The organism is Hymenobacter terricola, from assembly GCF_017921975.2.
GTDB classification, from domain to species: Bacteria; Bacteroidota; Bacteroidia; order Cytophagales; family Hymenobacteraceae; genus Hymenobacter; species Hymenobacter terricola.
Genome location: NZ_JAGEMO020000041.1, coordinates 42897 through 54009, shown reverse-complemented (window position 1 = coordinate 54009; position 11113 = coordinate 42897). Strand labels below are relative to the sequence as shown.

The 11113-nt window shown below is 63.9% G+C and carries 10 protein-coding genes; 9 read left to right on the top strand and 1 reads right to left on the bottom strand.

Annotation, left to right across the window (positions count from 1 at the left end; genetic code table 11):
- Window positions 1-12 precede the first annotated feature (12 nt).
- The 6 genes from J4G38_RS19930 to J4G38_RS19905 all read left to right on the top strand — a co-directional run bounded on the left by J4G38_RS19930 (window position 13) and on the right by J4G38_RS19905 (window position 6804).
- Entirely contained in the window at window positions 13-129 is a 117-nt protein-coding gene (locus J4G38_RS19930; protein WP_394371067.1) for a hypothetical protein, read from the top strand.
- Window positions 130-154: 25 nt separating this feature from the next.
- Window positions 155-991: a maleylpyruvate isomerase N-terminal domain-containing protein gene (locus tag J4G38_RS19925; RefSeq protein WP_210520434.1), complete on the top strand. Its 837-nt coding sequence runs from the start codon at window positions 155-157 to the stop codon at window positions 989-991.
- A gap of 82 nt (window positions 992-1073) precedes the next feature.
- On the top strand, window positions 1074-1778 hold the full coding sequence (locus tag J4G38_RS19920; RefSeq protein ID WP_210520435.1) for an SGNH/GDSL hydrolase family protein: 705 nt from the start codon (window positions 1074-1076) through the stop codon (window positions 1776-1778).
- 100 nt (window positions 1779-1878) lie between these two features.
- Window positions 1879-2598, top strand: coding sequence for a hypothetical protein (locus tag J4G38_RS19915; RefSeq protein WP_210520436.1), 720 nt, complete (start codon window positions 1879-1881; stop codon window positions 2596-2598).
- A gap of 43 nt (window positions 2599-2641) precedes the next feature.
- Window positions 2642-3652, top strand: a complete 1011-nt coding sequence (locus J4G38_RS19910) for an MBL fold metallo-hydrolase (RefSeq protein ID WP_210520437.1) — start codon at window positions 2642-2644, stop codon at window positions 3650-3652.
- Window positions 3653-3996: 344 nt separating this feature from the next.
- Window positions 3997-6804, top strand: coding sequence for a TonB-dependent receptor (locus tag J4G38_RS19905; RefSeq protein WP_210520438.1), 2808 nt, complete (start codon window positions 3997-3999; stop codon window positions 6802-6804).
- Window positions 6805-6880: 76 nt separating this feature from the next.
- On the opposite strand, the gene J4G38_RS19900 is transcribed toward J4G38_RS19905, so the two are convergent.
- Complete coding sequence (locus J4G38_RS19900; RefSeq protein WP_226163589.1) at window positions 6881-7897, bottom strand: OmpA/MotB family protein; 1017 nt, start codon at window positions 7895-7897, stop codon at window positions 6881-6883.
- Window positions 7898-8085: 188 nt separating this feature from the next.
- Between J4G38_RS19900 and J4G38_RS19895 the strand changes: the two genes are divergently transcribed.
- The 3 genes from J4G38_RS19895 (at window position 8086) to J4G38_RS19885 (ending at window position 11058) form a co-directional block, all read left to right on the top strand.
- The gene (locus J4G38_RS19895; protein WP_210520439.1) at window positions 8086-9132 is read left to right on the top strand and encodes a class I fructose-bisphosphate aldolase; all 1047 of its coding nucleotides are present in this window, start codon (window positions 8086-8088) and stop codon (window positions 9130-9132) included.
- A gap of 165 nt (window positions 9133-9297) precedes the next feature.
- On the top strand, window positions 9298-10200 hold the full coding sequence (accD, locus tag J4G38_RS19890) for an acetyl-CoA carboxylase, carboxyltransferase subunit beta (protein ID WP_210520440.1): 903 nt from the start codon (window positions 9298-9300) through the stop codon (window positions 10198-10200).
- A 114-nt stretch (window positions 10201-10314) separates the two neighbouring features.
- Window positions 10315-11058, top strand: coding sequence for an OmpA family protein (locus tag J4G38_RS19885; RefSeq protein WP_210520442.1), 744 nt, complete (start codon window positions 10315-10317; stop codon window positions 11056-11058).
- Window positions 11059-11113 lie beyond the last annotated feature (55 nt).

Below are 11113 nucleotides of genomic sequence, written 5' to 3'. Positions count from 1 at the left end.
AATCGTAACCAAATCGAACGCTGCTTCAACCGCCTCAAGCGGTTTCGGGGCCTCGCTTCACGCTACGAAAAGAACGCCAGCACCTTTCTGGCAATGGTCACCCTCGGAGCCATCCTGATGTGGCTTTAATTGTTTACACGTCCTAGTTCCAGTTATGCAACAATCCATCCCCATCGTCACCCTGCCGCTCTTCCCGAAGCTGGACCGGCTGCTGCTGGAGCTGCTGCGGAGCCTGACGCCCGCCGACTGGCAGCGGCCCACCCTCGCCCGCCAATGGACGGTGAAAGACCTCGCCGCCCACCTGCTCGATGGCAACCTGCGCACGCTCTCCATGCTGCGCGACGGCTACTGTGGCGAAGCGCCCGACGACGTGAGCTACACCGGCCTTGTGGCCTACCTCAACCGGCTGAATGCGGACTGGGTGCGGGCCGCGGGCCGCCTGAGCCCGGCGGTACTTATCGAGCTACTGGCGCAGTCGGGGGCCGAATACACGGCCTCCCTTGCCGCGTTCGACCCCTGGGCCCCGGCCGCTTTCGCCGTGGCCTGGGCCGGCGAAGCCGAGTCGGCGAACTGGTTCCACATCGCCCGCGACTACACCGAGAAGTGGCACCACCAGCAGCAGATTCGCGAAGCCGTGGGCCAGACCCAGGCGCTGATGACGCCGGAGCTGTTTCCGCCCTTTATCGAAACCCTGATGCGCGGCCTGCCCCATGCCTACCGGGCGGTGGCGGCCCCGGTGGGCACGCGGGTGCAGGTTGCGGTGGGCACCGCTGCGGGCGGTACCTGGGAAGTGGCGCGCGCCGCAGTGGGCTGGCACTTGCAGCCACCCGGCCCCACCGCCCCAGCCGCTAAAGTCACGCTGGCCCCGGCCGATGCGTGGAAATTATTCACCAAGGGCCTGAGCGCCGGGGAAGCGCGGGAGCGGGCGCAGGTGGGCGGTGATGAAAACCTGGCCCTGGCCGCCCTGCGCATGGTGGCCGTGATGGGGTAAGCGACATTTGGCAATCATTCGGAAGGCAATCTGCGGCCGGCCGCACGGCGTAAGTGCGGAGGTTACTTCCGAAATGCTTTTGATGATGCGCCTGCTGCTGCTGAGTTGTTTTTTGATTTTTTTTGGCAATGGCTGCGCCGTACAGCGGCCGGTGGCGCCCGTAGCTGCCCCTAAAGCCGCCGGCATGTCATTCCTGGCGCTGGGCGATTCCTACACCATTGGCGAGGGCGTGGGGGCGGCCGAGCGCTGGCCCACGCAGCTGGCGGGCCTGCTCAGCCAGTCGGGCGCGGCCGTGGCGGCGCCCACGTTCATCGCCCGCACCGGCTGGACCACTTCCGAGCTGCAAACGGCCATCGCAACCGCTGATAATCAGCAGATGTACGGCCTGGTTTCGCTGCTGATTGGGGTTAACAACCAGTACCGGGGCCAGGCCGTGGCCACTTACCGCACCGAGTTCCGGGCGCTGCTCGGTACGGCCGTGCGCTTTGCGGGCGGGCAGCCCGGCCGGGTGGTGGTGCTTTCAATTCCGGACTGGGGCCAGTCGCCGTTTGGCCTGCGGCAGGACCGCAGTGCCACGCGCATCGGGGCCGAAATCGACCAATTCAATGCCGCCGCTCAGGATGAGTGCCGGCTGGCCGGTGTGGCCTACGTCGACATCACGCCTTTGACCCGCGCCGCCGCCAGCGATGCCGGCCAGTTCACCCGTGATGGGCTGCACTACTCCGGCGCGCAGATGCGCGGCTGGGCCAAGCGGGCGCTGCCCGTGGTGCGCGGGCTGCTGCAATAGCCATAAGCGGAAGAATTGACTAACTGGCGCAACCTTGCCGCCGTTTGGCCGGTCATCGTCGGGCAAGCGTTTTGCTGCCCCTGGCTACTTTCGTTTTCTGATGAAAAAGCACTTACTGCTCCTCCCGTTGCTCGCCCTGGCCGCCCCGGTAGCGGCCCAACACACTGAGCTCAGTGGGCGCGCGGGGCTGGGGCTGATGCAATTTGGCGGCAAAGATGCCGCCTACACCTCCCAAATCAACTATTCTAACTACAACGGCACCGTGAGCGGCTACACCAATAGCCCCTACGGCAGTCGGTTGGGCGTGGGGTTTGACGTGGGGGGCCGGGTGCAGCGGGTGGGCCAGCGGCATACCTTGCTGGCCCTGGACCTGGGCTACGACTGGCTGCAAAGCCGGACGGGCATCAGCACCCTGAATTACTACGACGGGTCCTCCAACACTCCCCGCCCGGCTACTGGCACCTCGGCCCTGCGCAGCCAGCACCTCACGAGCTTTCTGGCGCTGGGCCACCGCTTCGGCGGCTCCACCGTGGCCGTGGACGTGCTGCTGGGGCCGGAGCTGGCTTTCGTGTACGGCTTCCACGACAAAGGCAGCGGCACCTACGACGGCGGCACCGCCTGGAGCACCGACCGCCCCGGCCGCGAGTTCAACCGCTTCGACGGGCGCCTGCGGGCCGATGCTACCGCGTGGAAGGCGCAGCTGGGCTTCAATGCCAGCTATTCCTATGGCTGCATCAACTACCAGGGCGGCCTGGTGGGCGGCAGCCGGGAAGTGTACGCCCGCGTGCTGCGCCTGGGCCTGGCCTACCGGCTGCGCTAAGGCCCGGGAAAATATGTGGGCGGGCATTGCGTCTTCGACAGGAATGAGCCCCAAAACAGCCTCCGCGCCCCGTCTGCAAGCCACCCACAACGGCAAAACGTATCAGAATGCCGTGCCCACCTCCGTCAGCCCGCCCTCCGGCTACGGCGCACTCTTCAAGCGCTGGGTGCTGGGCAAGGAAGAGCGGGAGCCCAAAGCGCCGCTTGGCCCGTTCCGCGCCGATGCGGCCGAACTGGCCGCGCCCGTGCCCGCCGATGCCCTGCGTGCCACCTGGCTGGGCCATTCCAGCACGCTGCTCGAAATCGACGGCCGCCGTTTCCTCACCGACCCGGTGTGGAGCGAGCGGGCGTCGCCCACGCAGCTAGCCGGCCCGAAGCGGTTTTTCACGCCGCCCCTGCCGCTTGATAAGCTGCCGAAACTGGACGCCGTCATCCTCTCGCACGACCATTACGACCACCTCGACGAGGCCGCCATCCGCCGGCTGGGCCGCACGGGGGTGCCGTTTTTCTGCCCGCTGGGCGTGGGCGCGCACCTGCGCCGCTGGGGCGTGCCCGCCGCCAACATCACGGAGCTGAACTGGTGGGAAACTGCCCAGGTCGAGCCCGATTTCACGCTGGTGGCCACGCCGGCCCGGCATTTCTCGGGCCGGGGCCTCACCCGCAACGACACGCTGTGGGCCTCGTGGTGCCTGCTGGGGCCGCAGCACAAGGTGTTTTTTGGCGGCGACTCGGGCCCGTTTGAGGAAGGCTTCCGGCAGATAGGGGCCGCCTACGGGCCATTCGATTTAACGATGCTGGAAATCGGGGCTTCGGACCCCGAGTGGGCCGACATCCACATGGGGCCCACGGTGGCGCTGGCGGCCCACCGGCTGCTGGGCGGTGGGCCGCTGCTGCCGCTGCACTGGGGCACGTTCAACCTAGCGTTTCACGCCTGGCGCGCGCCCGTGCAGCAGCTCATTGCCGAAGCCGGCCCGGAGGTGCCGCTGCTGCTGCCCGCGCCCGGCCAGCGCGTGGACGTGGCCGCCGGGCCCCTCAATTCGCAGTGGTGGGTATGAGGGCACTCTTTGCCCGGTAGCCCGGCGCGGGTCCTCGAATCGGGGCGGCCATGCTGATATTTCAGCTTTTCTGTCGTACAGCTTGTGAAATAAGGCCGGTGTGGTTTTGCTGCGTGCCGGCCTGCTTCCAGCCCATGCAAGGTGCCGCCAATGCGGCCCTGACCGTCTTTTTTGCTTTCGCCAGCGAGCCGGGCCCGTCCTGATTTCTCCTTCCAGATATTCCCGCTATTCTCTGTTTATCTGGTGCGCACCGGCGCCCAGTACCGATTCCCTATTGCCTTTTTTGCTATCTTGGATTGTTTATTTTTCATTTTTTCTCATTATTTCACCAAATAAATCCTGACATGAAACATCTGTTACTCTTTGTACTCCTGCTGCTGGCCGGCCTTACGGTCGAGGCCCAGAAAATAACCGTGACCGGCCGGGTGCTGGACGCCGCGGGCGGAGGCTTGCCGGGCTCTACCGTGCTGGAGCGCGGCACCACCAACGGCACCAGCACCGGTGCAAACGGCGAGTTTTCGCTCTCCGTCGCGCCCGAGGCCACCCTCACGGTGCAGGCCATCGGCTTCGCCGCCCAACAGATTGCGCTCAACGGCCGCACTACCGTGGACGTGCGTCTGGCGGCGGCCGCCACCGATTTGAACGAAGTGGTGGTGACGGGCTCGCGCGCCACCGAGGGCCGTTCCAACATTCTTACCACCGCGCCGGTCGACGTTATTTCGGCCCGCGAAATCAAGGCCTTTGCCCAAACCGACGTTTCCCAGATTCTGTCCTACGTGGCGCCGTCGTTCCAGTCGTCGCGCCAAACCATTTCCGATGGCACCGACCACATCGACCCCGCCAGCCTGCGCGGCCTCGGCCCCGACCAGGTGCTGGTGCTCGTGAACGGCAAGCGCCGCCACAATTCGGCCCTGGTGAACATCAACGGCACCATCGGCCGCGGCTCGGTGGGCACCGATTTGAACGTGATTCCCACGGCCAGCATCAAGCGGATTGAGGTGCTGCGCGACGGGGCGGCGGCCCTCTACGGCTCCGACGCCATTGCCGGCGTGATTAACATTCAGCTCAAAGACGACTCCACCGGCGTGACGGCCAGCAGCACCGTGGGCGAAACCGTGGAGAAGGACGGTGGCGTAATTCAGGCCGATTTCAACGTCGGCATCGGCCTCAACAAGCACGGTTTTCTGGACGTGAGCGGCCAGTTTCAGAAGCACGCAGCCTACAACCGCGGCTTTGCCGACACGGCCCCGCTCATTTACCTGGGCAATAACTCGGGCAACTACCCCGCCAGCGCCACCACCGAGCAGTCGCGCCGCGACCTCAAGGCCCAGGACGATGCCCTGGTGGCCCAGCGCGGTTTCAACCGCAACGACCTGCGCATTGGCAACGCCGCTACCCGCAACTACGGCGGCTTCCTGAACGGCGGCTACCGCCTGGGCCGTGGCTATGAGGTGTACCTCTCGGGCGGCGCCACCTACCGCACGGGCACCTCAGCGGGCTTCAACCGCCTGTCCAACCAGGCCACCCAGAGCGACTTAACCATTTTCCCCGATGGTTTTCTGCCGCTCATCAACACGGTTATTTACGACCAGTCGGCCATCGTGGGGCTGCGCAAAAATTTCGCCGGCTTTGCCGTGGATTTGAGCAACACCTTCGGCCGCAACGAGCTGGGCTACTACATCAGCAACACCGTGAACGCCTCGCTGCCGCAGGGCCCGGGCATCAGCAACCCGACGGATTTTTACGCGGGCCGGCTGGTGTTCCTGCAAAACACCACCAACCTGGGTTTCTCGCGCAAGTTCACCGACGTGGGTTTCCTGCCCACCGTGAACGTGGCGTTTGGCGGCGAGTACCGCTATGATAAGTTCCTGATTGGCAAGGGTGAGTATGCTTCCTACGTGAACGGCGGCCGGCTGATTGGCACCACGCCCACGGCCTCGGGCTCGCAGGTATTTCCGGGCTACCAGCCGCAGGATGAGGTGAATAAGAACCGCAACAACGTGGCTGGCTACATCGATTTGGAGAGCGACATCACCGAAAAGCTGCTGGTGCACGTAGCCGGCCGGGCCGAAAACTACTCGGATTTTGGCGGCAGCGTGAGCGGCCAGGCCGCGGCCCGCTACAGCATTCTCGACGGGCTGGCCCTGCGCGGCTCGATTGGCAACGGTTTCCGGGCGCCTTCGCTCCAGCAGCGCTATTTCACCAACACCAGCACCCAGTTTGTGAGCGGCTTGCCTAACCAGGTGCTCACCGTGAACAACGAAAACCCCATCGTGCGCAACAGCTTTGGCGGCACGGGCCAGCAGGGTTTCGGCGTGGCCCCGCTCAAAAAGGAGAACTCGACCAACTACAGCGTGGGCCTCACCGCCCGCGTGGCCAAAACCATTACGCTGACCATCGATGCGTATCAGATTGAAATCACCGACCGCATCGTGCTGTCGTCGCAGTTCACCCGCACCAACCCCACGGTGAACACCATCCTGGGCACGCTGCCCGTGAGCCGCGTGCAGTTCTTCGCCAACGCCGTAAACACCCGCACCCAGGGCATTGACATCGTGGCCAACGAGCGCCTCGTGCTGGGCGAAAAAAGCCGCCTGGGCCTGACCGCCGCCGCCAACTTCAACGAAACCACGGTGCGCAGCTTCAACAGCACGTCCACTACCATCAACAACGACGTGACCACCGGCACCACCGGCCTGCAAAACACCTTGTTTGACCGCCAGCAGCGCGCCCGCCTCGAATCGGGGAACCCGCGCTCGAAAATCAACCTCTCGGCCAACTACGGCTACGGCATTTTCAGCATCGAAGCCCGCGCCGTGCGCTTCGGCGAGGTGCAGTACAAGGACGCCGACCCGGCCCGCTCGTTCATCGACCAGACCTTCGCGGCCAAGTGGGTTACCGACCTCACGCTCAGCGCCCAAATCACCAAGCAAGTGGGCCTGATTGTGGGTGCCAATAACCTGTTCAACGTCTATCCCGACAAGTTTATCCAGAACCCGCGCAACGACGTGAACAACTTCTCCGTCGACCCCAACCTGAGCTACAACTCAACTTTGGACAACACCAACCGCGGCCGCTTCGTGTACAACGCCAACCAGTTCGGCTTCAGCGGCGCGTTCTACTTCGCCCGGGTGAACGTGACATTGCTATAGCGGTTTTCACTCTCAGCCAGCCACAAAAAAGCCCTACCAAATTCGGGAGGGCTTTTTTGTGGCTGTAGGAAGCCGTTTATTTGCCCGCCGTCGGCGTGGTCGAGTTGCTGTCCAGAATTTGAAACAGCTCGTTGAGCTTGGGCGTGAGGATGATTTCGGTGCGGCGGTTCATGGCCTTGTTCTGGGGCGAGTCGTTGGCCGCCACGGGCACGTACTGGCTGCGGCCCGAGGCCGTGACGCGCTCCGGCGACACGCCGGCCGTGGTGAGCAGGCGGGCGATTTCGGTGGCGCGCAGCGCGCTCAGGTCCCAGTTGTCGGTCATGCCGGCGGTGCCGCGCAGAATGGGCACGTTATCCGTGTGGCCTTCCACCACCACGTTCACGTCTTTCTGCTCCTGGAGCACGGTGGCTAGCTTTTTCAGGGCTTCCTGGCCCTTGGGGTCCACTTTGGTTGAGCCCGATTTGAACAGCAGCTGCTCCGAAAGCGACACGTATACTTTGCCATCCTTCAGCTTCACCTGTAGGTCGCTGCTGTTGAAGCTGAGCAGAGCCTTGCTCACGCGGGCCTTCAGGTCGGCCACGGCCTGGTCCTTGTCGGCCAGGGCCTTGGTGAGCTCGGTGAGGCGGGCTTCGCGGGTTTTGAGGTCGGCGGCGAGGCGGTCGTTGTCGGCTTTGCTCTTTTGCAGGTTGGTGTCGAGCTCGCCCAGCTCGGCTTCGCGGCGGGCCAGGTCCTTGGCCACCTTGTTGTAATCGGAGGACTTATTGGCCAGCTCGCGGTCACTGTTCTTGAGCAGCTTGTCGTAGCTGTTGTTCAGCTCGTTGTAGAGGCTGCGGGTTTTGCGGTAGGCGGCGCCGGTTTCGGCCGAGTCGGTCACGAGGCGCTTTTGGGTGAGGCGCAGCTGGGCCAGCTCATCGGACGCTTTTTGCAGCTCGGCGGTGGCGCCGCGGTACTGGCGCTCCACGGCGGCTTTGCCTTCGGCATCGGCCTTTTGGCGGGCGCTCAGGTCGTCGTATTTCTTGGCCGTCACGCAGCCGTTGAGGGCGGGCGCCGCCAGCAGCGAGAGGGCCAGCAGGGCAGGGGAGAAGGTTTTCACGAAGTTATAAAGGCGCAGTGCCGGGCCTTCGGCGGCCGGACTGCCCGGCCGCGTTGGCCCGGCAAGGTAGCGCTTAGCCCGCGCTCCATTCCTGAAAAAGCGCTTTTGCCCCGTGTTTTCGGTCTATATTTGTTCACCTCCCGCCCCGGCAAAAACCCGCCCGGCTCCATCCTAACCCGCTCTTTCCCATGGCCGCTTCCCTCACCCTGAGTCCCGAAAACGAAGCCCTGCTTGCCCACGAGTGCGTGGTGAGCAAGGACCTGCTCCACGCGCCCGGTCCCGATTTTCTGGACCGCTGCTTCGGGCCCGGCAGCCGCTCGCCGCAGGTGCTGCGCAGCCTCGGCGGCATCTACAACCACGGGCGGCTGAGCGGCACCGGCTACGTCAGCATTCTGCCCGTCGACCAGGGCATCGAGCACACCGCCGGCTCCTCGTTTGGGCCGAACCCGATGTATTTCGACCCCGAAAACATCCTCCGGCTGGCCTTGGAAGGCGGCTGCAACGCCGTGGCCACCACCTTCGGCACCTTCGGCACGGTGGCCCGGAAGTACGCCCACAAAATTCCGTTCCTGGTCAAAATCAACCACAACGAGCTGCTGACTTACCCCAATAAGTTCGACCAGATTATGTTCGGCTCGGTGCGGCAGGCCTGGGACCTGGGCGCCACGGCCGTGGGCGCCACCGTGTACTTCGGCTCGGCCGAAAGCGACCGCCAGATTATCGAAGTAACCGAGGCGTTCGAGGAAGCCCACTCGCTGGGCCTGGCCACCGTGCTGTGGTGCTACCTCCGCAACAACGCCTTCAAAACCAGCGAGAAAGACTACCAGGTGGCCGCCGACCTCACCGGCCAGGCCAACCACCTGGGCGTGACCATGGGCGCCGACATCATCAAGCAGAAGCTGCCCGAGAACAACGGCGGCTTCACGGCGCTGAAATTCGGCAAGACCTTTCCGGCCATGTACGACACGCTCAGCACCGACCACCCCATCGACCTGGCCCGCTACCAGGTGCTGAACTGCTACGCCGGCCGCATCGGCCTCATCAATTCGGGCGGCGAAAGCCTGGGCGCCGGCGACCTGGAAGCCGCCGTACGCATGGCCATCATCAACAAGCGCGCCGGGGGGCAGGGCCTCATTTCGGGCCGCAAAGCTTTCCAGCGCCCTTTTGCTGAGGGCGTGGAATTACTGAACGCGATTCAGGATGTATACCTGGACCAACGAATCGCCCTCGCGTAAAAGCGCCATGAGCTGTGGGCCCCGCGCTTCGTTGCAAAATAGGGCGTGACTTATGGCTTATCTTTGACGCCCTGTTTTAACGTACTAAGTGCAAGCCCGAAGCTTGCAACTCCTTCTAAAATATAAGCTGAAAGCCATTGGCTGACAGCGAAAAGATACTAGCAAATGGCCTGGTTCAAGCGCGTAGAAAAGGGCATTGTGACGCCCACCGACCAGAAAAAGGAAACCCCGGACGGCCTCTGGTACAAGTGTCCCGAATGCAAAACCGTGGCCACCATGGCCGAGCACAAACGCCTGCTGTACGTGTGTGCTCACTGCAACCACCACGACCGGATTGACGCCATCGACTATTTCGAATTTCTGTTCGACGAGGGCCAGTTTACGGAAATGGATGCCGACCTGACCTCCGGCGACCCGCTGCATTTTGTGGACACCAAGGCTTACCCGCAGCGCGTGGCGGCCACCGAGCGCAACACCGGCCTGAAAGACGCCGTGCGCACCGCTCACGGCCTGAGTGCCGGCCAGCCGCTGGTGGTGGCGGCCATGGATTTCAAGTTCATCGGCGGCTCGATGGGCTCGGTGGTGGGCGAGAAAATTGCCCGCGCCATTGACTTCGCCCGCCAAAACCGCACGCCGTTCCTGATGATTTCGCGCTCCGGCGGCGCCCGCATGATGGAGGCCGGCTACTCGCTGATGCAAATGGCCAAAACCTCGGCCAAGCTGGCCCTGCTCTCGGAAGCCGGCGTGCCCTACGTGTCGCTGCTGACGGACCCGACCACGGGCGGCGTCACGGCCTCGTTTGCCATGCTGGGCGACTTCAATATTGCCGAGCCGGGCGCGCTCATCGGCTTCGCCGGGCCGCGCGTTATCAAGGAAACCATTGGCAAGGACCTGCCCAAGGGCTTCCAGAGCGCCGAATTCGTGCTGGAGCACGGCTTCCTCGATTTTATCGTGGACCGCCGCGAGCTGAAACAGCGCCTGGCCGACCTGCTGGGCATGCTGCAGCCCGCCGCCGTGGCCACCGCCACGCCGCGCGAGCCGCGCCGTTCTGCCGCAAAAACGTTATAGCAACGGGCTGATGCCGGTTTTTGATTTCGGCACACTTCTTGAAAAGCCCGTTTCCGTTACCGGAGCGGCCTTTTCCCGTATACGCCGGAAATACTTCACCAATTTCTCTTACACATGAACACCTCCAAATCCCTTCTTTCCATCCTGATGGCCTTTGTGCTGCTGTTTAGCTCCTGTGCCACTTCGCAGCAAGCCTCCACTCAGCCCGACCTTTCTAATAATAACGGCACCGGCGTGCGCAAAACCGGCATGAACAAGGCCACCAAAGGCGGCCTGCTGGGCGCGGGCGGCGGCGCGGTGCTGGGCGGCGTAGTGGGCGGCCTGTTGGGCGGCGGCCGGGGCACGGCCATTGGCGCCATTGTGGGTGCGGCCGCGGGCGGTACCACCGGCGTCCTCATCGGCAAAAAGATGGACAAGCAGGCTGCTGACCTGCAGAAAGACATGCAGAACGCCAAAGTGGAGCGCGTGGGCGAAGGCATCAAAATCACCTTCGACTCGGGCATTCTCTTCGACACCAACTCGGCCACGCTGCGGCCCGCTTCGGAATCGGACATCACCAAAATGGCCGCCGTGCTCCAGAAGTACCCCGACACCAACGTGCTGATTGAAGGCCACACCGACAACTCCGGCACCGATGCCATCAACCAGCCGCTCTCGGAGCGCCGGGCCCAGGCCGTGGCCACTTCCACCATCGCCAAGGGGGTGTCGTCGAGCCGCATCACGTCCTCTGGCTACGGCTCGACCCAGCCCGTGGGCGACAACTCGACCGTGGAAGGCAAGCAGGCCAACCGCCGCGTGGAAATTGCCATCTACGCCAACGAGAAGATGAAAAAGGCTGCTGAAGCCGGCCGCTTGTAAGCTGAGCCATGCGCCGGGTGGGCCGGTTTGCCGCAGGGCAATGGCCGAACGCAGT

What these genes read in the sequence shown, in the direction of transcription:
- J4G38_RS19920 (WP_210520435.1), top strand. Translation starts at nt 1,074, where the DNA reads ATGATGCGCCTGCTGCTGCTGAGTTGTTTTTTGATTTTTTTTGGCAAT.
- J4G38_RS19885 (WP_210520442.1), top strand. Translation starts at nt 10,315, where the DNA reads ATGAACACCTCCAAATCCCTTCTTTCCATCCTGATGGCCTTTGTGCTG.
- accD (WP_210520440.1), top strand. Translation starts at nt 9,298, where the DNA reads ATGGCCTGGTTCAAGCGCGTAGAAAAGGGCATTGTGACGCCCACCGAC.
- J4G38_RS19910 (WP_210520437.1), top strand. Translation starts at nt 2,642, where the DNA reads ATGAGCCCCAAAACAGCCTCCGCGCCCCGTCTGCAAGCCACCCACAAC.
- J4G38_RS19915 (WP_210520436.1), top strand. Translation starts at nt 1,879, where the DNA reads ATGAAAAAGCACTTACTGCTCCTCCCGTTGCTCGCCCTGGCCGCCCCG.
- J4G38_RS19895 (WP_210520439.1), top strand. Translation starts at nt 8,086, where the DNA reads ATGGCCGCTTCCCTCACCCTGAGTCCCGAAAACGAAGCCCTGCTTGCC.
- J4G38_RS19905 (WP_210520438.1), top strand. Translation starts at nt 3,997, where the DNA reads ATGAAACATCTGTTACTCTTTGTACTCCTGCTGCTGGCCGGCCTTACG.
- J4G38_RS19925 (WP_210520434.1), top strand. Translation starts at nt 155, where the DNA reads ATGCAACAATCCATCCCCATCGTCACCCTGCCGCTCTTCCCGAAGCTG.